25 protein-coding genes are annotated in these 25985 nt (G+C 43.2%); 18 read left to right on the top strand and 7 right to left on the bottom strand.

Annotated features, from left to right (window positions below; genetic code table 11):
- Nucleotides 1–73: 73 nt before the first annotated feature.
- The 3 genes from FD27_RS00305 to FD27_RS00315 all read left to right on the top strand — a co-directional run bounded on the left by FD27_RS00305 (nt 74) and on the right by FD27_RS00315 (nt 3044).
- Nucleotides 74–1372 carry a PTS transporter subunit EIIC gene (locus FD27_RS00305; protein ID WP_057747741.1) on the top strand — a complete coding sequence of 433 codons (1299 nt, stop codon included), beginning with the start codon at nt 74–76 and terminating at the stop codon, nt 1370–1372.
- Nucleotides 1372–2253 (top strand): alpha/beta hydrolase, encoded by an 882-nt coding sequence (locus FD27_RS00310; protein ID WP_057747744.1) that lies wholly within the window; start codon nt 1372–1374, stop codon nt 2251–2253. The genes FD27_RS00305 and FD27_RS00310 overlap by 1 nt, the downstream gene beginning before the upstream one ends.
- Before the next feature lie 77 nt (nt 2254–2330).
- A complete protein-coding gene (locus FD27_RS00315; RefSeq protein ID WP_057747748.1) occupies nt 2331–3044 on the top strand; it encodes a class A sortase in 714 nt (237 codons plus the stop codon).
- A gap of 122 nt (nt 3045–3166) precedes the next feature.
- Here FD27_RS00315 and FD27_RS00320 read toward each other — a convergent pair whose 3' ends face one another.
- Nucleotides 3167–3631 (bottom strand): low molecular weight protein-tyrosine-phosphatase, encoded by a 465-nt coding sequence (locus tag FD27_RS00320; protein WP_057747751.1) that lies wholly within the window; start codon nt 3629–3631, stop codon nt 3167–3169.
- A gap of 136 nt (nt 3632–3767) precedes the next feature.
- Here FD27_RS00320 and FD27_RS00325 point away from each other — a divergent pair, with 136 nt between their 5' ends.
- From FD27_RS00325 to cshA, 4 genes are all read left to right on the top strand, one after another.
- Nucleotides 3768–4328 (top strand): LemA family protein, encoded by a 561-nt coding sequence (locus FD27_RS00325; protein WP_057747833.1) that lies wholly within the window; start codon nt 3768–3770, stop codon nt 4326–4328.
- 11 nt (nt 4329–4339) lie between these two features.
- Nucleotides 4340–5233: a zinc metalloprotease HtpX gene (gene htpX / locus FD27_RS00330; protein ID WP_057747755.1), complete on the top strand. Its 894-nt coding sequence runs from the start codon at nt 4340–4342 to the stop codon at nt 5231–5233.
- 130 nt (nt 5234–5363) lie between these two features.
- Nucleotides 5364–6746, top strand: a complete 1383-nt coding sequence (locus FD27_RS00335) for a UDP-N-acetylmuramoyl-tripeptide--D-alanyl-D-alanine ligase (protein WP_057747758.1) — start codon at nt 5364–5366, stop codon at nt 6744–6746.
- Nucleotides 6747–6815: 69 nt separating this feature from the next.
- Entirely contained in the window at nt 6816–8318 is a 1503-nt protein-coding gene (gene cshA, locus FD27_RS00340; RefSeq protein WP_057747761.1) for a degradosome RNA helicase CshA, read from the top strand.
- Nucleotides 8319–8362: 44 nt separating this feature from the next.
- Here cshA and dltD read toward each other — a convergent pair whose 3' ends face one another.
- The 5 genes from dltD to FD27_RS00365 are packed head-to-tail and all read right to left on the bottom strand — an operon-like array spanning nt 8363 to nt 12821.
- Nucleotides 8363–9658 carry a D-alanyl-lipoteichoic acid biosynthesis protein DltD gene (dltD, locus tag FD27_RS00345; protein WP_057747765.1) on the bottom strand — a complete coding sequence of 432 codons (1296 nt, stop codon included), beginning with the start codon at nt 9656–9658 and terminating at the stop codon, nt 8363–8365.
- Entirely contained in the window at nt 9651–9890 is a 240-nt protein-coding gene (gene dltC, locus FD27_RS00350; RefSeq protein ID WP_057747768.1) for a D-alanine--poly(phosphoribitol) ligase subunit DltC, read from the bottom strand. Before dltC ends, dltD begins: the two co-directional genes overlap by 8 nt.
- A 21-nt stretch (nt 9891–9911) precedes the next feature.
- Nucleotides 9912–11138 (bottom strand): D-alanyl-lipoteichoic acid biosynthesis protein DltB, encoded by a 1227-nt coding sequence (gene dltB / locus FD27_RS00355; protein ID WP_057747772.1) that lies wholly within the window; start codon nt 11136–11138, stop codon nt 9912–9914.
- Nucleotides 11138–12667: a D-alanine--poly(phosphoribitol) ligase subunit DltA gene (dltA, locus tag FD27_RS00360; protein WP_057747775.1), complete on the bottom strand. Its 1530-nt coding sequence runs from the start codon at nt 12665–12667 to the stop codon at nt 11138–11140. Before dltA ends, dltB begins: the two co-directional genes overlap by 1 nt.
- A 13-nt stretch (nt 12668–12680) precedes the next feature.
- Nucleotides 12681–12821, bottom strand: a complete 141-nt coding sequence (locus FD27_RS00365; protein ID WP_057747778.1) for a teichoic acid D-Ala incorporation-associated protein DltX — start codon at nt 12819–12821, stop codon at nt 12681–12683.
- 253 nt (nt 12822–13074) lie between these two features.
- Here FD27_RS00365 and acpS point away from each other — a divergent pair, with 253 nt between their 5' ends.
- The 4 genes from acpS to codA all read left to right on the top strand — a co-directional run bounded on the left by acpS (nt 13075) and on the right by codA (nt 17358).
- Nucleotides 13075–13446: a holo-ACP synthase gene (acpS, locus tag FD27_RS00370; protein ID WP_057747781.1), complete on the top strand. Its 372-nt coding sequence runs from the start codon at nt 13075–13077 to the stop codon at nt 13444–13446.
- Nucleotides 13439–14563 carry an alanine racemase gene (alr, locus tag FD27_RS00375; RefSeq protein WP_057747784.1) on the top strand — a complete coding sequence of 375 codons (1125 nt, stop codon included), beginning with the start codon at nt 13439–13441 and terminating at the stop codon, nt 14561–14563. The genes acpS and alr overlap by 8 nt, the downstream gene beginning before the upstream one ends.
- A 229-nt stretch (nt 14564–14792) precedes the next feature.
- Nucleotides 14793–16130 carry a cytosine permease gene (locus tag FD27_RS00380; RefSeq protein WP_057747837.1) on the top strand — a complete coding sequence of 446 codons (1338 nt, stop codon included), beginning with the start codon at nt 14793–14795 and terminating at the stop codon, nt 16128–16130.
- Nucleotides 16120–17358 carry a cytosine deaminase gene (gene codA / locus FD27_RS00385; RefSeq protein ID WP_057747787.1) on the top strand — a complete coding sequence of 413 codons (1239 nt, stop codon included), beginning with the start codon at nt 16120–16122 and terminating at the stop codon, nt 17356–17358. The genes FD27_RS00380 and codA overlap by 11 nt, the downstream gene beginning before the upstream one ends.
- Before the next feature lie 210 nt (nt 17359–17568).
- On the opposite strand, the gene cbpA is transcribed toward codA, so the two are convergent.
- Nucleotides 17569–18207 carry a cyclic di-AMP binding protein CbpA gene (gene cbpA / locus FD27_RS00390; RefSeq protein WP_057747790.1) on the bottom strand — a complete coding sequence of 213 codons (639 nt, stop codon included), beginning with the start codon at nt 18205–18207 and terminating at the stop codon, nt 17569–17571.
- 242 nt (nt 18208–18449) lie between these two features.
- On the opposite strand from cbpA, the gene pth reads away from it, so the two are divergent.
- The 7 genes from pth (at nt 18450) to hpt (ending at nt 25914) form a co-directional block, all read left to right on the top strand.
- Nucleotides 18450–19010, top strand: a complete 561-nt coding sequence (gene pth / locus FD27_RS00395) for an aminoacyl-tRNA hydrolase (protein ID WP_057747793.1) — start codon at nt 18450–18452, stop codon at nt 19008–19010.
- Between the two features lie 33 nt (nt 19011–19043).
- Nucleotides 19044–22565, top strand: a complete 3522-nt coding sequence (gene mfd, locus FD27_RS00400; protein WP_057747796.1) for a transcription-repair coupling factor — start codon at nt 19044–19046, stop codon at nt 22563–22565.
- A gap of 21 nt (nt 22566–22586) precedes the next feature.
- Entirely contained in the window at nt 22587–22856 is a 270-nt protein-coding gene (locus tag FD27_RS00405; protein WP_057747840.1) for an RNA-binding S4 domain-containing protein, read from the top strand.
- A 115-nt stretch (nt 22857–22971) separates the two neighbouring features.
- On the top strand, nt 22972–23325 hold the full coding sequence (locus FD27_RS00410; protein ID WP_057747801.1) for an FtsB family cell division protein: 354 nt from the start codon (nt 22972–22974) through the stop codon (nt 23323–23325).
- A gap of 167 nt (nt 23326–23492) precedes the next feature.
- Nucleotides 23493–23984, top strand: coding sequence for a S1 domain-containing RNA-binding protein (locus FD27_RS00415; RefSeq protein WP_057747804.1), 492 nt, complete (start codon nt 23493–23495; stop codon nt 23982–23984).
- Between the two features lie 3 nt (nt 23985–23987).
- Nucleotides 23988–25382 (top strand): tRNA lysidine(34) synthetase TilS, encoded by a 1395-nt coding sequence (tilS, locus tag FD27_RS00420; RefSeq protein WP_057747808.1) that lies wholly within the window; start codon nt 23988–23990, stop codon nt 25380–25382.
- Entirely contained in the window at nt 25375–25914 is a 540-nt protein-coding gene (gene hpt, locus FD27_RS00425) for a hypoxanthine phosphoribosyltransferase (RefSeq protein WP_057747811.1), read from the top strand. The genes tilS and hpt overlap by 8 nt, the downstream gene beginning before the upstream one ends.
- Nucleotides 25915–25985: the final 71 nt, after the last annotated feature.

Genomic DNA, 25985 nt, shown 5'->3' on the forward strand with positions numbered 1-25985 from the left:
TTAATTTACAGACGAGATTGGGACGACCAATCTCGTCTTTTTTATTATTTAAAGATAAATTGGCGGTGTTTTTATGAAACGACGAGGTTATCAGTTCCTGCAGTGGCTAACTCATAGTTCATTCATTTCTATTGTTCATGACACTTTGTTAGCATTGTTTCCATTTGCATTAGTAGGTTCGATCGCGCAAATGATCCTTAAAACCATGTTTTCAGAAGATGGCTTTTTTGCCAATATCTTCTATTTTAGCGAGTGGATGCCTGATTGGATATTTAAAGCGTGTCAAGCAGCGTTGTTTGCAATTAATCAGGTGACATTAAGTCTTTTTGGCTTGTTAGTAGTTTATGAAGCCGCTAAATACACTGCCCGGTTGTACCATCGCGATGCGCAAACGGCTGGTATGACTGGAATTATTGCCTTACTACTAGTGGCATTTCGTTATGATAAATTTTCAATGGTAAAGGGAATTAGTAATTTCAATTGGAAACTATTAGGCAGTCAAAGTGTTTTACTTGCCTTTGTCATCGGTTATGGAGTTGGTCAGTTGTACCGCTGGTTGGCAAAGGAACGAAATTATTCAGATAATCACACCTTTATTTCCATTTATGATCGTTCATTATTGGCAATTTGGCCAGTGATCATTGCGGTGGTATCTGCTGTCGTCATTTCCTTCTTACTGAACTTTAGCGTTCTCAATGCTTGGTTGCGCTCTGGTTACAGTACGCTTATTAATGTCGGTGAGAATGATAACCAGTTGTGGTTAGTTGTCTTAACCAAACTATTAATGGCCGTTGTAGACTGGTTGGGATTAGGGACAGCTAATAGTGCTAATGTAATGATGTCGGGGTTAAGCTTTGAAGAGAACTTAAATTATGCCTTACAACATAATAGTTGCTGGAATGTCCCCCATCCCTTACTAGGTGGGTCACTTTATAATTCTTTTGCTAATTTTGGTGGCCACGGTGCGTTGCTCGCTTTATTAGTGGCTATTTTGATTGTTGGCCGTCGGCGCGACTATCACCGAATCGCTCGGTGGTCACTGATTCCAACCCTCTTTAATTCATCTTTTGGTGTGATGGTGGGGATTCCAGTATTGATGAACCCAATCTTGTTCTTGCCGGCAGTTTTCATTCCGACATTAAATATGTTGATTGCGGCCCTCGCAATTACTATTCATATCCTGCCAGCGACCCCTTATCCGGTACTCGTTGGTACACCAGGACCATTAATTTCATTCATCGCCACAAATGGTAATTGGTGGGTATTAATGTTTACGATTGCTTTGTTTATCCTAGATGTGTGGCTCTATCTGCCGTTTGTTCGTCTTTTGGAAAAGTGGCCCCAATATCAGGTTAAGGGAGGTCGGTTCTGATGCCTAAATTAGATGAACTCAATCCCCGTAAGCGGAGTCGTCTTATTCTAATATTAATTATCCTGGCGTTGATTTTGTTAGCTGCTCCTGCTTTTGTGTGGATGCGATCCAGCAATGCTTACCTCGCTCAGCAAAGAAAGCCAAAAATGTCACCAGTTATTATGGTGCCAGGAAGTTCGGCGACTGAGAATCGCTTTAATCAGTTAGTCAATTTGTTAAATAAAGATACAGATAAAAAGCATAGCCTAATGAAAATTCAGGTTGGCAACAATGATAAATTATCGACAACCGGGTATATCCATCGTGGTGATCGTGAGCCCATTATTGTAATCGGTTTTAAAAATAATCATGATGGGTATGACAATATTAAGAAACAAGCACGAATGCTCAATATTGCTTTTGAAAGTTTAACTAAACAGTATCACTTTAATAACTTCAAGGCTTTTGGCCATTCCAACGGTGGCCTAGTTTGGACTTACTGGTTGGAAAAGTATTATTCACAATATTCTGATTCGATTACCGTGAAACGGTTAATGACTTTGGGAACTCCATTCAACTTTGCTGAAAAGTCAATTCAATCACCGACCCAAATGTTTTTGGATTTAGAAAAAAATAAGAAAAAGATTCCTTCGTCATTAAGCGTCATCTCCGTTGCAGGAACCGAAAGTTATGATTCTGATGGTCTAGTTCCGGAAGAAAGTGTTCAAGCCGGTAAGTACATTTATCAGAAACAAGTTAAGCACTATACGACGATGACGGTTACTGGTGATGATGCCCAGCATTCAGATCTTCCCCAAAATAAGGAAATTGTGCGTATTATTGAGCAATATTTATTGGATAATAAGAGTGCCCCCGTTCCAGTTAAGAAGGGTGAACAGTAAGCTAAAAATACTATACAAAAGTAAGTTATATCGCTATACTAGACACATGTAAATATTCAACGAAGGAGTGGCAAACCTTGAAAGAGCCTAAAAAGCGGCAGTCTCGTAGTTGGTTGCGCTGGACTGCGGTGGTTATATTACTACTGCTGTCCGTAGTACTGATTTTTAACCAGCAGATTAAATACCATCTAGCGGGAAGCTACCGTCCACAGATCTCACGTCAAGAGATTAAAAAGAACAATACTAAAGCTGCTAATTATGATTTTAGCAATGCTCAGGACCTGAGCCTCCAGACAGTGGCGCGAGCCCGGGCCAAACGGCAACCGATTAATATTATTGGTGAAATTACTGTTCCGGCTATTGACATGACCTTGCCAATTGGTAAGGGGGTCGACAACACCACACTTGCTTTGGCAGCGGGAACCTTCCGGCCAGACATGAAAATGGGGCAAGGAAACTACGCATTAGCTGGGCATAATATGGCCCATGGTAGCAAGATCTTATTCTCGCCATTGTATTATCACGCTAAGGTGGGGCAAAAGGTTTACATTACTGATTTAAACCGTGTCTATGAATACCAAATTACGGAGCGCAAGTTTATTGCAGCGACGCGGGTCGACGTTGTTCAAAATACTCCACAAAAAATTATCACCTTAGTTACCTGTGATGCTACTGGTGCTAATCGACTCATGATCCGGGGAAAGTTTGTTAAGTCGATGCCATTTAAACAGGCTCCGCAACAAGTTCAGCATAACTTCTCTAACAAATATACGACTGGCCGTAAGTCATAAAGTAAAGGAATGAGACAGAACAGCTTGTCGTTCCCTGTAAACATAAGAGGGCTCTAGTGTTTGGATTTTCCGAACACTAGAGCCTTCTTTATGTACTGTGTTGTAGCATTTTCAACTGTTACCTATTGGAGTTCTTTTTGAAATTTATTTAACCATTCTGGCAGCACTTCCGCTAGGCTGTGATAAGTGTCTTCAAACCGATGCGTGTACCAAGGGTCGGGGATGACACTATCCTCTTTACCGGGGATGATTTCATATGCGCGATGAATTTTATGGCGGTCCTGTGGTGGTGCCATCCGCAGAAGGTTTTCCTCATTCATCCGGTCCATGCAAATGATATAATCTGCGGAGTGGAAATCAGCTGTTGTAATTGGCCGCGATACCAAGCCGGTCGGATCGAGGCCATGGTGCCGCATTGTCTTCTGAGCTCCTGGATGAGGTGGATTGCCTTCCTCTTCGCTACTGGTTGCGGCAGAATCAATTTGAATTTTATTACTTAATCCCGCTTGCTGGACCATGTGGCGAAACATGACTTCAGCCATTGGGGAGCGGCAGATATTGCCAAGACAAACGAAAATTATTTTCATAAATGACACCTCACTTTATTCTTCAATTCTATCATAGGCATAATCATTAGAATTTGCTAAAGAAAAACCAAGTAATCGCGTTGTCGATTACAGATTTGCTACAATAGAGGGAAATCTTAAGGAGGAAAGAGTTATGATGACAACTATTATCATAGTGGCAGTGATTGTACTGTTAGTAATCGCTTATGCAGTAATGTACAACGGTTTAGTGCAATTGCGAACCCACGCGCAAGAATCATGGAGTCAAATTGATGTTCAACTGCAACGGCGGAATGATCTGATTCCCAATTTACTATCAACCGTAAAGGGTTACAGTAAGTACGAAGCCAGTACGCTGGAAAAGGTAACTAAGTTGCGACAGCAAATGGTTGATATTCCTGAAGGGGACCATGCGAAGCTGATGGAAGTTTCCAACCAATTATCATCCAGTTTGCGGTCAATTTATGCAGTGGCGGAAAACTACCCAGACTTAAAGGCAAGTACCGAATATCAACAACTCATGGAAGAATTAAGCAATACAGAAAACAAGATAGCCTACTCGCGGCAACTATATAACAGTACTGTAGCTGCATTAAATGCCCGCATTCAATCTTTTCCCACTAATATTGTTGCGCACTTACAACACTTCACCCAAATGGATTACTTACAAGTACCAAAGGAAAGTAAGCAGGTCCCGAAAGTTTCATTTGATGATTAACGAGGTCTAACATGTTATATCAGCAAATTGCGCGAAATAAACGCAAAACTATTTTGGTAATGGCGGGATTCTTTATCCTGGTAGCAGTAATTGGCGCAGCAATTGGTTATTTGTTTGCAGGCACAACAGTAGGTGGCATTATTATTGCGGCGATTGTGGCCGTTATTTATATGTCAGTGATGATTGGCCAGTCAACGGAAGTGGTCATGAACATGAATAATGCTCATGAAATTCATTCTGCTAGTGAAGCACCGGAATTGTGGCACGTTGTTGAAGACATGGCCATGGTTGCTCAAGTGCCGATGCCCCGCGTGTTTATCATTGATGATCCTAGCCCCAATGCATTTGCTACGGGCAATAACCCTGAACACGCTGCAGTAGCCGCAACAAGTGGTCTGTTGCAAATGATGAATCGGGAAGAATTAGAAGGGGTAATGGGGCATGAGATGAGTCACGTCAAAAACTATGATATTCGTTTGCAGACAATTGCGCTCGCTTTATCAGCAGCCATTGCGGCATTGGTAAACTTTGCCGGGAACTTCTGGTGGTTTGGTGGCCGTCGCTCAGATAACGATGACAGTCCATCTGGTATCTTTGCCATCGTGGGATCAATTCTCTTAATTATCCTGGCGCCACTGGCGGCCTCAATTGCCCAGATGGCCCTGTCCAGGAATCGGGAGTACCTGGCGGATGCTGGTTCTGTTGAATTAACACGTAATCCCCAGGGCCTGATTTCTGCGCTGACGAAGTTGAAGTCTGCTGACCCAATGGCGAAGGTGGCACCAAGCAGCTCAGCTTTGTACATTAGTGATCCAGAGCTCAATGCCAAGCATCACCCGTTTGCCCACCTCTTTGACACTCATCCGCCACTAGACCAGCGGATTGCCCGCCTCAAAAAAATGTAAATCATACGGATAGCCTGATCGTTGAAACAGCGATCAGGCCTTTTTTATGCCGATATTATCGCCTTTAAATGGAGATGATGATATAATTAAAAAGCTAGACTAAAGATTGGAAATAAGAGGGAGCTCTTTCATGAAGATGAAATTAGCCGAAATTGCTTCAGCAATCGGCGTTCAAAATGAAATAAGTCAGTGGCAAGACGTGGAAATAACCAGCGTTGCCTTTGACAGTCGTGAATTGGAAGCTGGTGCACTGTTTGTTCCACTACAAGGGGCACAAGACGGTCACCAGTTTGTTCAGAGTGCCTTTGATAATGGTGCAGCAGCAACCTTGTGGGCTAGTGACCATGATGTCACTACGAACCCTGATCAACCAGTTTTAGTGGTGGCTGATCCGTTGAAGGCATTGCAAAAGCTCAGTAAATATTATTTACATAAGATTAACCCGATCGTGGTTGCGGTGACGGGGAGCAATGGTAAAACCACGACTAAAGATATGACGGCCTCTATTTTGAGTACGCAACTGAATGTAACGAAGACGCACGCTAACTTTAATAATGAAATTGGCGTTCCCGTGACATTATTAAACATGGAATCGAATACTGAAGTTGTGGTTGTTGAAATGGGGATGGACCGTTTTGGTCAACTAGACTTCTTAAGTCGGTTGGTTTCTCCAGATATCGCTGTAATTACGATGATCGGCGAAGCCCATATTGAATTCTTCGGCACCCGGGATAAGATTGCGGACGCCAAGATGGAAATTGTTCATGGTCTCAAGGAAGATGGGGCCCTGGTCTACAATGGTGATGAACCATTACTCCAGGAGAGAACACGTGACCTGGCTCAGGATCGGATTACCTTTGGTCGTCACCTTGATGATGACTTCTACGCTACTAGTGTTCACCTGCATGAGCGGTCAATTGACTTTAAGGTTAACCAGTGGCCAGACATGGACTTCACGATTCCGATGGTCGGTGAATATAATGTTAATAACGCATTGGCAGCAATTGCGGTTGGCCAGCGGTTGCATATTAGTCCCCAACACATGAAACAGGCGTTAAAAGATGTTGAGTTAACCGAAAATCGTGCTGAGTGGGTTAAGGGGAGTAATGGCGAACAGATCTTGTCTGATGTTTACAACTCCAATCCAACCGCTGCTCGCCAGGTTTTAAAGACGATTGCGGAAACACCAACCAGCGGGCACCGGATCGCAGTGTTAGGCGATATGTTGGAACTCGGAGACGCTGCTCCGCGTTTGCACGCTAGTCTAGCTGCTAATATCGATCATGACCATATTCAGCAGGTTTACCTGATCGGTAGTAATATGAAGTACCTGCAAGATAAATTGATTCAGGATGGTTATCCAGCAGTGGATGTCCATTATTATCCAGATGATGGTTTAGCTCAACTAACAACGGACCTCCAGCGAGCATTGACCGCTGACGACATGGTCTTGTTGAAAGCTAGTCACGGTATTCACCTTGAGGAAGTTTTGCGGGCATTAACAAATAAATAAGTTGATTTAATTACCAGCCGACCAACAGTGCTTGTTTTAAGTCGGCTGGTGTTTTTAGGAGGAAAATATTTGAAATTCAGTGAATTAGGTTTATCAGATAGCCTATTAAAAGCAATTAAGCGCAGTGGCTATGAAGAAGCTACTCCCATTCAAGAACAAACGATTCCCATGGTCCTTAAAGGCCAGGATGTAATTGGCCAGGCACAGACAGGTACGGGGAAAACGGCTGCTTTTGGCCTGCCAATTATTGAACACGTCGATAATAATAATCCTGCAATTCAAGCCCTCGTTATTTCACCAACACGTGAATTAGCTATTCAAACACAAGAAGAACTTTTTCGTTTAGGAAAAGATAAGCATGTGCGGGTACAAGTAGTTTATGGTGGGGCTGATATTCGGCGCCAAATCCGGAACTTAAAACAGCATCCCCAAATTCTCGTTGGAACTCCTGGACGGTTGCGAGATCACTTGAGCCGGCATACGGTGAAGTTGAAAGATATCCAAACTTTAGTATTAGACGAAGCCGATGAAATGCTTAATATGGGCTTCCTCGATGATATTGAGGCCATCGTCAACCAGACTCCAGCCGACCGTCAAACATTGCTGTTCTCGGCGACTATGCCACCAGAAATTAAGAAAATCGGTGTTAAATTTATGACTGATCCGACGATGGTACGGATCAAGGCTAAGGAATTAACAACGGACTTAGTTGACCAGTACTATGTACGGGCCAAGGATTACGAGAAGTTTGATATCATGACCCGGTTAATTGATGTTCAGGATCCTGACTTGACGATTGTCTTCGGTCGGACAAAACGGCGGGTGGATGAATTATCGCGCGGCTTAATTGCTCGTGGTTACAATGCCGCCGGAATTCACGGTGATTTAAGTCAAGACCAGCGTTCTAAAATTATGCGACGCTTCAAACGGGGGCAACTGGACATATTAGTAGCAACGGATGTTGCAGCCCGGGGGTTGGATATTTCCGGTGTTACGCACGTATACAACTATGATATTCCTTCGGACCCTGACAGCTATGTTCACCGGATTGGAAGAACGGGTCGAGCAGGGCATCATGGCGTTTCCTTAACATTTGTTACGCCCAATGAGATGGACTACCTGCATGAAATTGAAAAACTGACCCGCGTGCGGATGCTGCCATTGAAGCCGCCCACTGCTGAAGAAGCGTTTAATGGGCAGGTCGCTTCAGCAGTTAATGACATTGACGAATTAATGGCTGCCGATTCTACCAAGCGCTACCACGATGCAGCTGAAAAATTATTAGCGTCCCACAATGCAGTTGACTTGGTCGCTGCTTTATTGAATGACATGACGAAGGAAGCAGCATCAGAGGTTCCAGTTAAGATTACCCCAGAACGGCCACTGCCGCGACGCCACCGTAACTCAGGACGGCATAGTGGATATCATAATCGTCATGGTCATCATTACAATCGTAGACACCGGAACGGTCATCAGCGGCGTAATAATGAACGGTCTCGCCACCATGATAATCATGGTAATAGCCATTCCAGTCGCCATTCATTTAACATCCGACACCGGACAACAGAATAATCAAAAAGATCCATTCGACAAGAATTGCCGAATGGATCTTTTAATTATTTATCTAATTCTGTTTGTTTGAAGTGTTCCAGGTTGTGTTGACTTGGAATTAAGTTAGCCCACTTCTTAGTTAGGAATTGACGACTAAGGTGGTAATGCGGTTGTGGTTGACGGTGGTCGATAAAGTTGCTTGTTGCTTGATCGAACTTAACCCAACCAGCCCAACCGATGTGGATGGTATCTTCCATGAAGTATGGCTTGGAACCATCATGTGACAGGTCAACAACATTGGTAAAGCCCTGTTGTTTCAGTTGGAACTTAATCTTGTCAACAGTCTGGTAGTACATGTCCATATTTAGGCCCGTGTACTTTTCCCAGCGGCTGTTAACCGGTGGAATAACAAACATGACGTTCATCTGGTTATTATTGAACTGGTTCAAAACAACTTGAAGATCACCGTATTCAGGTGACTGGTTGTAGTTGAACTTACGTTGTGATCCCCGCAGCTTCTTCAGATCAGGCTTAACCTTCTTGTTATAGAAGGAGTTCTTGACGTGGAAGCTGTTATTGTTAGCCTCGTGACGACCATTTGCAATTGCTTCGTTGTGAAGCTTATTAGCGTCATAATGAGCAGGCAATTTCTTAACTTGGGGTTTGATGAATCGATCGTAATTATCATTAATTTGCAGATCGGAGAACAATTCATCTTGATGTTGAAGCAAGGATAAACGGAAATTAATCATTCCTTTTTCCCAGCTGTTTAAGGATTGTCCCTTTGCAATCTTAGCAGCGTACCCAGAAACCGTTCCTTCTTTCCCTAACATTTGAACGAGCCGTTTAGCCGCGTATCGATCGTAAGGGGAATGAGGATTGGCATTTTTTAACCAGGTTAAGTTAGCTAAAGAACCATTGTAGTATTTGAAGGCTGCTGGCATAATTCCCTGCTTAACGAACCATTGTGGTGACACGATATAAACAGCCTTTTTGCCACGTAATTGACCCTCCATCGTGGTGATGTTAAAGAACTGTGGCAAAGACTGGGTACCACGTGAACCCATGAGGAATGGGGTGAAGTTATGGTAACGCGCAGCCATGATTGAAGGGTGGAAACGGTCAAACCGCCGTAGTTCACTGGAACCAAAGTAAGGTACGTAGTTGGTACTTTTATCGGAGAAAGCCTGTTGCTTAATCGACTGGTTTTTGAATACGACGGGGCTTAAAGAAACCGCTGCCCGCTTTTCGGTTGTTGATGAATGTTTGCCACCAACGGGTAATGAGAAGAGTAAGAGAATTAAAACCAGGGCAAGAATGACTGGGCCAAATGTGTACCACAGTCGCTTGCGGTTAGTCATTTTGGAGCTCCTTTACACGTTCAACCATCTTATCAACTGTGTTCCATTGACTACGGTCAAATTCAGAAACAGGAACTTGAATGGAGAATTGGTCTTGTAAAGCTAAAAGCACACTAACAGTGGCCATGGAATCCAATAAACCATCGGCGAATAAGTCTTCGCTTGAATCAGCAAAGTCACTTGCGTCCCGACCAGTTGCGTCAGCTAAAATGTTAATAATATCTTCCTTCATAATAAAAACCTCCTATAGGTATTAATGCGTGTTTCCGAAGAAGTACGTATCTAGGAAACCACTAAAGATTAAGAATGTGAACATAACAAAGTTAAAAGTAACGAAAATAGCAACCCACTTGGTAAATGTATTGTGAGGCATTCCCTTAAGATGCTTGCGCTTATAACGAAGCCACCAGTCATTAACGACTAGTCCTAACCCTTGAAGGAAACCATAGAGAATATAGTACCAAGTAATACCATGCCAGAAACCCATCAGCATCATGTTAAGCATGTAAGCAACTGATGACAGAACATTCCGGTTCTTGAACCAACGCTTTTTGGTAGCCATGAAAACAAATCGCATGAAGATGTAATCACGGAACCAGAACGACAAACTGATGTGCCAACGGTTCCAGAATTCCTTGATGTTCTTGGACTTGAATGGTTGCTTAAAGTTCATTGGGGTCTTTACACCCATGAAGTATGAAATTGCAACGGCAAATAAGGAATAACCCGCAAAGTCAAAGAAGAGGTACATCCCATACATGTACATGACACCTAACAAGTTCCACGAAAGGGGACTTGGATCGGCCATTGCAGCCTTTTCAAAGTATGGGTAGAAACGTTGTCCGAAGAAGTAGGCGATAATGAACTTGTATAAGAAACCGAGAAACAGGTAATAAATTCCTGTATTAACTAGTTTCAAGTAGGCAGTCCTTTCTGGAACCGCCTGGTAGTCTTTTTCAAACCGCCGGTAACGATCGATTGGCCCAGAGGTGATGGTCGGCATGAAGACCATGAACCGGATGAACGACCATGGACTAATTTGTTTAACCATGCCATCACGTGTTTCAATAACTGTCCCTACCGCTCGGAAAGTCAGGTAAGAAATCCCGAGAAAGCCAAGTAACGAGTTGTGGCCAACCATTGCTGGCGAAAGCTTAACGATGACAATTGGGAGAATTGATACCGCGCAAGTAAGGTAAAAGATTAATGAAGAATTATTACTTTGTCGGTAATGGTGGTAACCCATGACGATGATTGTTTGGTAAATTACGTAAACAATCAGTGAAATTAATTGTTGCCAACTAGCACCATCAAACATCAGGAAGATGAAGATGAAGCTAACTAATGCTTCATACCAAGCAAACCGCTTGCCAAAGTATAACCCAATACTCAGGGGCAAGATTGCCAGTAAGAGGTAGACAAAGTAAATTGGGGTGCCATAAGCAGTGAAATTAGGTAAACTAGCGATCCAATTAATCATTATTTGTTGGCCTCACTAATTAATTGTTTAACCGCAATTTTACCGTTGGCAGACATTGGAAATGAATCCCGATAAATGAACTGGGTTGGCATCATGTATGGCATGATGAGTCCTTTCAGGTCTTCCCGGATTGCGGCCGTCAATTTTTTATCATCGCTGAAGTCATTGTCAGCTGGAATAACGTAAGCAATCAAGTGACTGACTTGATGGTTAGCGTTATACTTTGGCACTGCCACAGCTTGCTTGATGTACTTGCTCTTTTCCAGACTCGTGCGCACTTCAGCTAGTTCAACTCGGAAACCATGAATCTTGATTTGGAAGTCCATCCGGCCTTTGTGATGGAGGAGACCATCTGCATCAAGAATTCCTGCATCTCCCGTCCGGTAAGCTGGTTGACCATCTAATTCAAAGAAAGCTTTCTTAGTCTTTTCGGGATTATTCATATAACCATTGGCAACACTGTCACCAGCGATGATAATTTCGCCCTGCTTACCTGGTTCAGTGATTTGTTGATCACCATTCCAAATAGAAAGGGTAACACCCTGTTTAGCATAACCAACCGGGAGACGGTCATTATTAGCAACAATTTCTGGTGTAATTTCAACTTGCGTAACGGCCACAGTCGTTTCAGTTGGACCGTAAGTGTTAAAGATACGTGCGTGTGGGAAACGTTGCTGAAGAGTTTTAGCCGTCCGCACAGTTAACTCTTCCCCACAGAAGAGGAAGACTTGCAGGCCGGGCATTTGCTGTTCATTAAATGCTGGACTTAAAGTCAGCATGTCAGCAAACGACGGCGTTCCGACAAAGACGTTTAAGTCTAACTTTGGCAAAGCAGTAAAGAGTTGGCCAAAGTTTTCAACGACGGCGTGTGGAATGGCCTTGATAGTACTGCCGCTTAGTAAGGCAGGAAGCCAGTACATGTTTGATAAATCAAACGAATAAGGTGGCTGCCCTAAGAAGTTAACGTGGTGAGGTAGTTTGAAATCATCACTCAGCATCCAGTCAACAAAGGTCCGGAAATTATCTTGGGTAACTTCGACACCCTTTGGCGAACCGGTTGTCCCTGAAGTAAAGAGGACATATGCTAAATCATGCTCCTTAACCATTTGATCACCAGTAAAGTCATGAATATCAGCCAAGATCTTGTCTAGTTGATCCCGTTTAAGTACATTAGCATTGAACTTAAGTTGATCAGCTGGAAAGTCATCTACGCCAATAATCAAAGATGGTTGAGCAGTATCTAAGATTGATTGCATTCGTGGCAATGCAGAATCAGATGAAACTGGAATATATGGATGACCAGTCTTTAGAATACCGACAAACGAAACGATCATTTCAAACTGGTGGTCACCAAATACCAAAATTGGTGATTTAGCTGGTAAGTCTTGCTGGTCAAGCCAAGCAGCAAGAGTGTTTGATTGATCAAGTAATTCTTGATAAGTATGGGTTGTCCCCATCTCATCATATGCAATGCGGCTTGAATTCTCTTTAGCGGATTCATTCAAGGCCGTAATAATATTTTTAATCATATTCTCCTCCGAATTAGAATTCGTTATAGATAAATGGTTCTTGACCTGCACCATAGTATCCATACAGGTAGATTAGAAGAAGCATTACAAGAAAGTAGAAAATAGTTTTTACAATAAATCCGGCAACCGGATGATTCTTAATCGCTTTAATCATAAAAACCCGCTTGAACCTCCTTCCGGCGAATTATGAAATGCCATCTAGAATTTTACCACTGTCGGTTAAAAAGTGACGATAAATTCACCGATTTGTTTTATATAACATTAAATAATGTAACATGCCTATTTTAAGGACAATAGGAAGATAAATCAATTTACTTTTCATTAAAATATACAAATTATAATAATTGCCAGAGACTGATCAAATGTTATATGATTATTTTTTAAAAAGAAAGGCGAGGTGGATAATTGTGATTGCGGGATTAGGTGTTGATATTACTGAGATTCAACGTACTGCTGAAGCTGCCAAGAAACATCCTCGCTTTGTTCAGCATGTGTTGACGGCCAAAGAGCAAAAGCAGTATCAGCAATTTAAGGGCCAGCGAGCTGCCGAATATTTAGCTGGCCGTTGGTCATTGAAGGAATCTTTTGCCAAGGCAATGGGGACGGGAATCGGTAAGACGGTTAATTTCCAATCTGTGGAAGTGTTGGATAACCACTTAGGAGCTCCAATTGTCACTAAGTCACCATTTAATGGACGGGCCTTCGCCTCAGTAAGTCATACAAGAAATCTTGTTATGACTGAAATCATTTTAGAAAGTGAGCAGGAAATTAATGATTAGTGGACGTCTTCGGAAAACATATTTAAAGGTAAACTTGAATGCTTTACAGAATAATATTATTGCCCAGAAAGCAGCTTTGCCAGCTGGCAGCAAGATTTTAGCAGTCGTGAAGGCCAATGCTTATGGCAATGGTCTGGTTCCGGTTGCCCAGGCAGCGTTACGGGCTGGTGCAACGGGTACCTGTGTTGCCATCTTAGATGAGGGCCTTGAGTTACGTGATCAAGGAGTAACGTCCCTAATTTTGGTATTAGGGATTACCCCCGTGGAATATGCTCATGTTGCTGCCGAGAATAATATTTCATTAACGGTTGGTGATCTTGACTGGTTGCAGCAGTATCACCATTTGGCACAAGTTAACAACTGGACAGTGCCATTGAAAGTACACCTGGGATTAGATACGGGGATGGGGCGGATCGGCTTTACCTCGGTTGACCAATTGCACCAAGCGGTTGAGCTTTTAAAACAGCCTGAGTTTGAATTTGAGGGGATTTTTACGCATTTTGCTACGGCTGACAGTGAGGACCATACATACTTTCAAAAACAAGTTGCTCGTTGGAACAAGATGATTGATAGCTTGAAGGTCAAGCCGCCATATGTCCATATGGCTAATTCTGCTACTGGTTTGTGGCATCAGGACACCATTACGGCGAACACTGTTAGAATGGGAATTTCAATGTATGGCCTAAACCCATCCGGTCGTGAATTACCACTCTCATTGCCGATTAAGCCGGTTAGTTCATTGATTACTTCGATTAGTTTTGTTAAGCAGTTAAGAGCTGGTGAATCTGTTAGCTATGGGGCAACATATACTGCTCAAGAAGATGAATGGCTAGCAACGTTGCCGGTTGGTTATGCAGATGGATACGAACGTCGGATGACGGGGTTCCATGTCCTTGTGGATGGTCAAATTTGTCCAATTGCTGGTCGGGTCTGTATGGATCAGATGATGGTTCGTCTTCCCCAAAAGTACCCAGTTGGGACACCAGTGGTCCTCTTTGGCCGTTCGGGTGACAAAGAAATTACTGCGACTGACGTTGCTGACTATGCCGGAACAATTAATTACGAAATCTTGACGAATATTAGTCGACGCGTTCGACGTATTTACGTTGATAAATAAATGTTGACATTCGATATTAACCTGATATAATAATCTCAATTTAATTAGTGCTTTTAATGTAGCCCTGTGAGACTACGAAGGACTTTCGTCAAATATTCCAGTATACCCAGAGTGGGTAACCTGTCATGCGACCAACAGCCTGGAGTCTCAAACGGGACTTCAGGCTGTTTTTCGTAGAGGAGGAATAATTGTGAAGACAAATCACCACACACCCATTTTGAGTATTCCAATGAAAAGTCGGAAAACAACACGATGGGATATGTTTGCTACTTGGGTTGGGGCCAACGCTAACAACGGAACTTGGTTTGTTGGCGGTGTACTAGCAGCTTGTGGTTTTGGTTTAGCAATGAAGGTGTTGGTATTATCATCAGCATTATCGTATGTCTTTCTTAGCCTAATTGGGTACATTGGTTACCAGACTGGTGTTTCAACAATGGCAATTTCACGGGCTTCGTTTGGTGAGCGTGGTTCTTATTTGCCATCGTTAGTTAACATCACTCAGTTTATCGGGTGGACAGCAGCCAATACTTTTATTGCCGCGCAGTCAGTGAGCTTACTATTTCACCAACTACTAGGCTGGCCAGTTTGGGGTCAACCGGGCGGTAATAAAGGAATCGTTGTCGGCATTCTTATCATGAGTATTCTTCACATCATTAGTGTCTCGTCTGGTTCACGTTCAGTGCAAATGATTGAACGGGTCGGAATTATTCTGGTCTTCATTTTTGTAATTTGGGAATCTGTCGCCGTCTTTAGAACGGTGTCAATGAGTCAAATTGCTAATTGGCATGTACCAGTTCATTCTCGGATGGCCACTGGTGCAGCAATTGACTATGTTGCGGCCTTCAACCTTGCCTGGGTCACTGCTGGTGCTGACTTTACCCGTTTTACTGCGAATAAGAACAATGCAATTGTGACGCCATTCGGTGGCGCCCTGCTAGGGGTGGTTTGGTTCGCATTTATTGGATTAATTTCGACGATTAGTATCGCGATTACGAGTGGCGTTTATGATGCTAATAATTCGGACCCATCGACGATTGCCAGCAAGTTAGGTCTTGGTGTTGTGGCTCTCTTAGTAATTATTCTAACTTCGATGACTGCCAACGCGGTGAACCTGTTAGCTGCAGGATCAGCATTATCAAATATCTTTACTAAGTTACGCCTTAAATACTCCCTGTGGATTGTCGTGTTGTTAGCTACTATCGTGACATTCATTCCAATGTTTGTTGGTTCCTTCCTGGATACCTTCGAACAGTTCTTGGATTACGTCGGGATGGTGTTGGGACCAACAATTGCGATTATCTGTACTGATTATTACTTACGTGCTCACCGTCAATATGACCTGGAACAGCTTGGTGTTCCTCATGGTAAGTACTGGTACCACGGTGGAATTAATTGGGTGGCTTTCCTGGTCTTTGTCCTGGGAGTAGCTTTCTTCGTTGGTGTTCACCAGTTACCATTATTTGCCAATACGATCGGTGCCACCTTTGTTGATATGGTACTGAGTGCGGTTGTTTATTACGTCTTAATGTGGTTTGTAGATCAAAGGAGTAGTCATAATGCTAATTAAAGAAGTTCACGTTGATAATCAAAAAGACTTGGTTAACGTCCGGATTGAAGATGGCAAATTTACTGAAATTGCCAAGAATCTTACACCCCATGATGGTGAAAAAGTAATTGAAGGTCACCAGCATTTAATGTTGCCACCATTTGTTGATTCGCATGTTCACCTGGACGCCACACTGACTGCAGGCCAGCCTGAATGGAATGAAAGTGGCACCCTGTTTGATGGCATCCGGATTTGGAGTGAGCGGAAACAAGACCTCACCATTAAGGATGTTAAGACGCGGGCTAAAAAGACCATTTTGAATATGGTTGCCCATGGTATCCAGCATGTTCGGAGTCACGTTGACGTTACTGATCCCCATCTGATTGCTGCCCAAGCACTCTTGGAACTGCGGGAAGAATTAAAGGATCAAATTGACCTTCAACTGGTGGCCTTTCCCCAAGAAGGAATCCTTTCATATCCTCACGGTCGGGAACTAATGGAACAATCCGTTAAGGAAGGACTGGACGTAGTGGGGGGAATCCCTCACTTTGAATTCACTACTGAATATGGTTGGCAATCTGTTCACTTCTTGATGAAACTAGCTGACCAATATGACCGCTTAGTCGATGTTCACTGTGATGAAATTGATGACCCTGCTTCACGCAACCTTGAAGTATTAGCAACTGAAGCATTGGAACGGGGGATGAAGGACCGGGTAACCGCCAGTCATACCACCGCGATGGGCTCTTATAATGATGCCTACACTTATAAACTATTCCGGCTCCTTAAGATGAGTCATATTAACTTTGTTTCTAATCCGCTGGTTAACGTTCACTTGGGTGGCCGGTTTGACTCTTACCCAAAGCGGCGTGGTGTGACCCGGATTAAGGAACTTACGGCTGCGGGAATGAACGTTTCCTTCGGTGAAGATGACGTGCAGGACCCATGGAACCCACTGGGCAATGGCAACATGCTGGATGCCACCACAATGGGTGTTTATATTGCGCACTTGATGGGCTACCATCAACTGCAAGATGCTTATAAGTTTGTTACTTATAATGGTGCCAATACATTACATATTAGTGACCAGTACGGGATTGAGGCCGGTAAGCCAGCCAACTTTATCTTGTTGAATGCCGCTGATTTCTATAATGCATTGAACCAACACGTTGAAGTGATCGCTAATGTTCGTCATGGTAAATTCCTTGCGAAGACGAAGCCAGCAGAAACCACTTTATATATGAAATAAGTTTAAAATAAGAGGATGAGAAAAAGCATGTTGCTTTTTCCCATCCTCTTCCTGCTGTTATTAATAGTTTTGAACTGACCGAGTCTAATTACGGGAATTAACCAGGGCCTTCGAGGCTAACTATGAACGATTCTGATGATTCCATCATCATTCGTCGTCCTAGGTTAGCCCACCAGGCCCTTGAGAAGGTTAATTCCCAGCTTTGCTTTTTTAATAACCTTGATGAAGGTCTTCAATTTCGGGAACTTCAAACCCGCGCTTTTCTAGTCGGCGAACGATCTTTTCCATTCGTTCATGGTCAACATCGGTCGGTAGAGTAAAGAGAATTCGCTTCATTGAAGAATGATCTGGGTCTAATGAAATGACATTGACGATCTGACAGAAACGGGTAATTTCTTTGGCAGCGTTCATTAATGCACCCCGTTCATCCTTCGCAACAACAGTTAGAACGTAACTGCCATTATTCACGTTCCAACCAGCCGCTAGCATCCGTAATAAGCGGTTGTGTGTTAAGATTCCGTAAAATTGATTGTGCTCATCCAATACAGCAATGTATGGTAAGTCCCGGATGGAGAAGAACACTGAGAAAAATGAATCTTTAATGGAAACAAATTTCGTGGAATTCTTTAGTAAGGCCGTTACAGGTAAGGACATATCTCCGTTACGAGACTTATGACGATAGATATGCATTTTATAAATGTTGCCCCGGAATATGTGGCCGCTTTTATCGAGCACAGGGACACAACGGTAGCCGGTGTTTTCTAAAACAGTTAATGCTTCTTGAAGAGTCGCGGTTTCTGGAAGAGTAGTTAATTCTTCTTTCTTTTTAATAAGTGATGAGAAAATCATGGTGAGCTTCCTTTACTTAATTAACGTGATTTATTGCATCCATTATCATAACACAATTCTGCGATAATAATGAGAAATGGATTAGAAAAACAGTTGTCCCAGTAATGGTCGTCGCCTACCGAAAGGGGCACTTTAGTTCAGTTTTTAAGAGGGCTAGGTTATAATAAGAGCATCGTTGAGCTGGACGGGATTATTTCCCGTGCGGCCTTTTCGCATGTATAAATAGAAAGGAAATCAGCATAATGAAGATGATTGTTGGACTGGGTAATATTGGTACCCGTTATGATGAAACGCGGCATAATACTGGCTTTATGGTTGTTGATCAACTAGCCCGTGATTATCACTTAGGAGCATTTACGCATTTAAAGCAGGAAGCGGTTGCGGTATCAGGCGTTATTGATGGACAAAAGGTGATGCTGGTCAAGCCCACGACTTTTATGAATGATTCTGGTCGGGCAGTGGGTCCCCTGGTTGATTATTACAACTTATCTTTGGAAGATCTCGTAGTGGTTAATGATGACCTAGACATGCCAGTCGGCAAAGTTCGTCTTAAGACCCATGGTGCGTCTGGTGGTCACAATGGTTTAAAGAGTATTATTCATGCACTCGGAACCAATAAATTCAACCGGATCAAAGTCGGAATTGACCATCCAAAGCATGGGACCGTTGTTAGTCATGTCCTTGGTAAATTTACTGCCGAGGAACGGCCAGTCTTTGACGATGCAGTTGAAACTGCTGAACACGCTTTAGAAGATTGGATCAAAGGTGAAGATTTTGCCAAGCTAATGAACGACTATAATTAATCGTTGCCAAATTTGTCGAAAGGAGGAGAATCAATGCACTTAGTTGACTTTTTAACCCGAACTAAGGAGTACCAGCAAATTCAACGGGCAGCAACACCACGTCAGAATCAATTGGTAACTGGTATTTCCGGGTCAGCGAAGACACTGCTATTAACGGCGGTTCAACGGCATGAACAACGACCACAGTTAGTGATTACCGATAGCCTCTTTCACTTACAAGAAGTGGCAACTGATTTAGAAAACTTACTGCCAGAGGGCACTGTTTATCAGTTTCCAGTGGAAGAAGTTTTAGCTGCTGAAATGGCCACTAGTTCGCCCAATTATCGGTTGCAACGCGTTTTAGCCCTTCATGCTCTTCAATCGAAACAGCCGGTGATTGTAGTGGCTTCGACTGCTGGGTTACGGCGGCCGTTACTCTCACCAGAACACTTCCAGCAAGCGATGCTGGATTTAACAGTTGGTGGTGAGTGTGATCCGGAAACCGCAGCTGACCAGCTGAGTTCAATGGGGTACCGGCGGCAAAAAATGGTTTTACGGCCGGGCGATTTTGCAATTCGAGGATCGATCATTGATGTTTATGCTTTAAATACCGATGACCCGGTCCGGATTGACCTCTTTGACACCGAAATTGATTCCCTTCGTTACTTTGACGCTAGCACTCAACGAAGCTTGAAAAATGTCCAAGCAGTTAGTATCTTGCCGGCAACTGACTTTATCCTGCCAACGACTGAGTTTAATCGACTCACAGAACAGATGACTAATTATTATCACCAGTTGCAATCAGCAGTAACGAGTGATGATGAAAAGGAACAGCTTGATCATCGCTACCAACCGTTGTTAACGGACCTTAGTCAACACCAGCTGCCGAATGCAATGCTTGAATACACCGATATGGTTTACCCCCAAGCATCATCATTGCTTGATTACTTACCAGCAAACGGGATACTATACCTTGATGACTGGACACGGATTAAGCAAACAACGGACCAAATGACAAAGGAAGATCATGGCTGGCTTCATGACCAGGTTGACCATCACCAGCTATTGACCATTCCACATTTGAGTCATGACATTGACAAGCTGGTGAAGAACGATTCACATGCCCATGAGTTCTGGGCCCTGTTCAAAAAGGGAATGGGCCAAGTTCGCTTTGCGGCGATGACCGAATTGACAACGCGGACGATGCAACGGTTCTTTGGCCAGATGCCATTACTAAAAACCGAGATGCAACGTTGGATTGACCAGGGACGCACGGTTCTCCTCATGGCTGATAGTAAACAGCGCCGGGATTCAATTGCGCAAACGATGGCTGACTTTGGTATCCAGGTAACGGCAACCACGATTGATAGTTTGCAACAGAATGTTGTTCAACTGGTTCCCACTAATTTAGCAACCGGTTTTGAACTGCCGGTGACTGGCTTAGTAATCATCACTGAGGGTGAGATGTTTAAGCAGGTTAAGAAAAGAAGAATCCGTCCCCAGAAACTTGCCAATGCAGAACGCTTGAAGTCGTATACGGATCTTAAGCCTGGCGACTATGTTGTTCACGTTAATCATGGGATTGGAATTTTTAGTGGCATTCGAACGATGAAAGTTGATGGTGTCCATCAAGATTACATGGTCATCAACTACCGCAATAATGCCCAGATCTTTGTGCCAGTTACTCAGCTTAATTTGGTTCAAAAGTATGTTTCTTCAGAATCGAAGACTCCACATATTAATCGTCTGGGTGGCAATGAGTGGGCCAAAACTAAAAGACGAGTTGCTTCGAAAGTTGAAGATATCGCTGATGAGTTAGTTGACCTGTATGCCAAGCGGGAAACGGAAAAGGGTTTTGCCTTTCCTCATGACGACTACTTGCAAGAACAGTTTGATGCGAACTTCCCGTATACAGAAACCCGGGACCAGTTGCGGAGCATTAAAGAAGTTAAGGCTGATATGGAGAAGGATAAGCCTATGGACCGACTATTGGTCGGGGATGTTGGCTACGGTAAAACTGAAGTGGCATTGCGTGCCATCTTTAAGGCTGTCGAGGGTGGTAAACAGGTAGCCTTTCTTGTTCCTACGACGGTGTTAGCTCAACAACACTATGACACAATGAAGAAACGCTTTGAAGGCTTCCCAATTGAGATTGCTCTGATGTCGCGCTTCAGGACTCCTAAGCAATTGAAGGAAACTGATGCCGGATTAGCAGATGGCTCAATTGACGTGGTTGTTGGGACCCACCGGATTTTATCTAAGGATGTCCATTTTAAAGACCTTGGTCTCCTGATTGTCGATGAAGAGCAACGCTTTGGGGTAAAACATAAAGAGAAACTGAAACAACTTAAAAGCAACGTGGATGTATTGACCTTGACAGCGACTCCCATTCCGCGGACTCTCCATATGTCCATGCTGGGTGTGCGGGATCTCTCTGTATTGGAAACTCCTCCTGCTGGGCGGTACCCTATTCAGACTTACGTGATGGAACAAAACAGTGGGGCAATCCGTGATGGAATTATCCGTGAAATGCAACGGGGTGGGCAGATTTATTACTTGCACAACCGAGTTTCAGATATCGAAGAGACGGTTGCCAAATTGCAACAGCTTGTTCCTGAAGCCCGAATTGGGTTCATCAATGGTCAAATGAGTGAAAATGAGCTCGAAACGGTTCTTTATGAGTTCATTCAGGGGGACTACGATGTTCTCGTTACTACTTCGATCATTGAAACCGGAGTTGACATTCCGAACGTTAACACTCTATTCGTTGAAAATGCCGACCGGATGGGACTTTCACAGTTGTACCAAATCCGGGGACGGATAGGCCGGAGCAATCGGATTGCATATGCTTACTTCATGTATCAGCCCAATAAAGTACTAACCGAACTCGGTGAAAAACGGCTAGCAGCAATTCGTGACTTTACCGAATTAGGCTCTGGGTTCAAAATTGCAATGCGCGACTTGTCAATCCGTGGTGCGGGTAATCTGCTAGGCAAACAGCAGCATGGCTTTATTAATTCTGTAGGGTACGACTTATATTCCTCCATGCTTTCTGAAGCCGTTGCGGAAAAACAGGGTAAGCATAAACAAACTAAGTCCGATACAGAAGTTGAACTCGGTGTTGAAGCATACTTGCCGGATGACTACGTTAATGACCAGCGACAAAAAATTGAATTGTATAAGACGATTCATAGTGCTGCGAGCGATGATGAATTGCTCGATATTCAGGGTGATTTGATTGATCGCTTTGGCGAGTACCCGCGGGCAGTGGGTAATTTACTGTTAATTAGCCAGTTGAAACTGCATGCTGACTTAGGCTTAGTCAAAGAAATCAAACGGCAACGGGATCAAATTACAATTACTTGGACCATGACAGGTAGTCAGCGATTAACGGCCCGCGATATTATTAAGGCCCTTGCTAACACAAAATTTAAAGCCACTTTAGGTGAACAGGATCAACTATTGAGTGTTCGATTAGTGATCCAGCCAAAAATGACTGAGGATGATTGGCTTCATCAGCTCTTGAAGCTTATGACTTCCTTAGGGGATACTGTGCAATCAGTCAAGCAGAAATAACAAAAGGAGAAGAAACAAATGATGCGGTTAGATAAATTTTTAAAGGTTTCACGGATTATTAAGCGGCGCTCAGTCGCCAAAGAGATTGCTGATCAAGGTCGAATTTTGGTCAACGATCGCCCAGCCAAATCGTCGAGCAAAGTCAAGGCCGGCGATACTTTAACTATTAAGTTCGGCAATAAGACTGAAACAGTCAAAATCAACAAAATTGTGGAGACAACGAAAAAAAGTGACGCAGAAGATATGTATAAAATTATTGATGAAACTTATGCCGAGAATTTTGACAAATGATTTAGTTGAGCTGTTATAAAATAAAATAACTATTTTTATAGTATCAGGTAGACAAATCTTTATTCTTGCTGGTATACTTAATCAGTGATAAGTAAATTTACTAGGAGGAGGGGACATGATGCATTCTAATAAGATTTCACCAATTGATACGCCATATGCCCGTCAGGCCCTCCAAAGCCAACACTATGTTCGTGAGGCCCGCATCAAGCGCACTAAGCGGATCTTATTGGTTTTCCTGGTAATTTTTCTTGTGTTAGGCTTCCAAATTTTGCAAAGTAAGCGTTCATTAGCCAAGATTAACGGGAATATCCGGACTTCTAAGCAACAATTAACGCGGCAAAAGGAAATTGGGGCCGACTTAAAACAACAAAAAAAGCAACTGCACGATCCCGAGTATTTACAGCAAGTTATCCGTTCAAAGTATAACTACTCTAAGAAGGGTGAAACAGTTTATAACTTAAATGACTAACTTTAAGACGCGGACGTCTCAGTGTTGAGATTTCCGCGTCCTTGTTGTATGCAGAATGATTTTGAGACTGAATTTAAACTAAACGGTTTGTCAGTCAATCAATTGTGGTATACTCAACTTACATATTTAAATTCAGATAAATGATTCGAGGAGGATCTAATAGTTTCATGTCAATTGAAGTGGGAGCAAAGGTTTCAGGTAAAGTTTCAGGAATCACGAATTTTGGTGCTTTCGTTGATTTAGCCGACCATCAAACCGGTTTAGTTCACATTAGCCAAATTTCTGATAATTACGTCAAGGATATCCACGACGTCCTGAGTGTTGGTGATACGGTAACTGTTAAGGTTACTAAAATTGGTGATGACGGTAAGATCGCCTTGTCAATGAAGGATGCTGAAGAGCACCACGATCGACATGAACATGGTCATCATGAGGGACACAAGAATTTCCATCATGGTAACAACAATCACCGTTCATTCCATGAACACCATAATCACGATTCATTCCGCGGTGGTTTCCATAATGGTCATCAGTCGCATCGCCATGAGAACTTTGATGAAATGCTTGCTGGTTATATGAAAGAAAGTGAATCACGTCTATCCACTTTGAAGCGGCAAACTGATGGTAAACGTGGTGGCCGCGGTGGCCGGCGTAGCTAACAAATGAATTTATTGAATGAATTTAAGCGGCACCTTTCAGAGGGTCGCTTTTTTGATAGCCGGAATCGTATCCTGGTTGCCGTTTCTACCGGAGTCGATTCAATGACGTTGGTTGATTTAATCCAACGGTTACCGAGAAAGCAGCGGCCGTTTATCATGGTAGCCCATGTGAATCATCATTTACGAAAGCAGAGCAGCCAAGAAGAACACTTTTTACGCCAGTATTGTCAGCAACACGAATTACCGTTGGCAGTTCATCAATGGCAACCTGCAGAACATCCGCAAACTGGTATTGAAACAGCAGCTCGTGACATGCGTTATCGTTTCTTTGCTGAGGTCATGGGTGATAATAAGCTAGATACCCTAGTGACTGCTCACCACGGGGATGATTTAGCGGAGACGATGTTAATGAAGCTTACTCGTGGGGGCCAGTTAAACCAGTTAATTGGGATTGCTGACCAGCGCGCCTTCCACAATGGGCGGTTGGTACGGCCCCTTTTGCCATTTAGTAAGGACACACTAGTAAATTACGCCCGTCATCGTAATCTTCATTGGTATGAGGATGTGACCAACCTCGATTTAGGTATTCAAAGAAATCGTTATCGTCACGAAATTATTCCTCTATTAAAGAAAGAAAATCCACAATTCTTGCGGCACCTTTATCGTTACCACCAACAATTGCTGGATGCAGTAGATTTGAATGAGCACTTAATAACAGAACGACTAACCACGATGGTGAACCGTGCGGGCCAGTTAGAATTGAATAATTTTGCCACTGAATCACCACATTTTCAAAAATGGATTCTCCGGCGGTGGCTCGAACAGTTCCCGGTTCGTGATTTAAAGCAAGCACAAATAGGTGAAATCGTTACTAGCTTAGCAAATCCTCAAAAGCCCCATTTAGTAATTGACTTACCACATCATTTCCAATTAATAAAAGACTATACCACCGTATCTGTTCAAAAGAAGAACAAAGTTAGTGGTCAACCGCATTCCCTTTCGGATTCTGTGGTAAAATTTGAGCATTGGTATTCGCTTAATGCTGATCACCAACTAGCAGTAGCAATGGAGCTAGGTTTCTTTGCCAATGAACAGGACAAAGTAATGGAAATGTGGCTGCCTAAGAAGCAGTTTCCTCTTCGTCTTCGTCAATGGCGCCCTGGTGATGAGTTACGATTAAGGGGCGGTAATCATCAAGCTGTTCGACGAATTTTAATTGATCAAAAGGTCCCGGTAGCGATCCGGTCACAGCAAAAGGTCTTAACACTTGCTGATGGTCAGATTCTAACTCTTGTGGGTTATAAATGGTCATGGTTTGATCGCCCAGCGGATTATCTTCAGCAGTGGGTTCACTTTTACGTTGGACAACGGCACCAAAAAGGAGAGAAGAATGAATAACGATATTGAACGGGTTTTATATAGTCGAGAAATGATTGTCGAGCGGATGAACAAATTGGCTGCTCAATTGAGTACTGATTATCAGGATAAGCGGCCATTGGTGATTTCTGTTCTGACCGGGGCTGTGTTGTTCACGGTCGACATGATTGAACGAATGGATATTAAACTTCAGCTGGATTTTATCGATGTTTCTAGCTATTATGGTGGGACCCATTCGACCGGTGAAGTTAAGCTGGTGCAAGACCTGAACTCTGAAGTGCAGGGCCGGCATGTCTTAATTATGGAAGATATTGTTGATATGGGACGAACACTGAAGTTCTTGGTGGACTTATTGAAGGAACGCGGTGCTGCTAGCATCAAAGTCTGCTCCCTATTGGATAAGCCGGAAGGACGCAAAGTGGACATCAAGGCTGACTATGTTGGCTTCAATGTGCCAAATGAGTTTCTCGTGGGCTATGGATTAGACTACAAAGGGTTTTACCGAAACCTACCTTACGTGGGTATTTTAAAGCCAGCCATTTATGAAAACTAGGTAATCAAGTCACTAGTAAAATTCAGTGATTTAATTAATGGTCAATGTTTGTCAGGTATGCTATGATTATC

This window comes from Limosilactobacillus frumenti DSM 13145 (genome assembly GCF_001436045.1).
Taxonomy (GTDB): Bacteria; Bacillota; Bacilli; order Lactobacillales; family Lactobacillaceae; genus Limosilactobacillus; species Limosilactobacillus frumenti.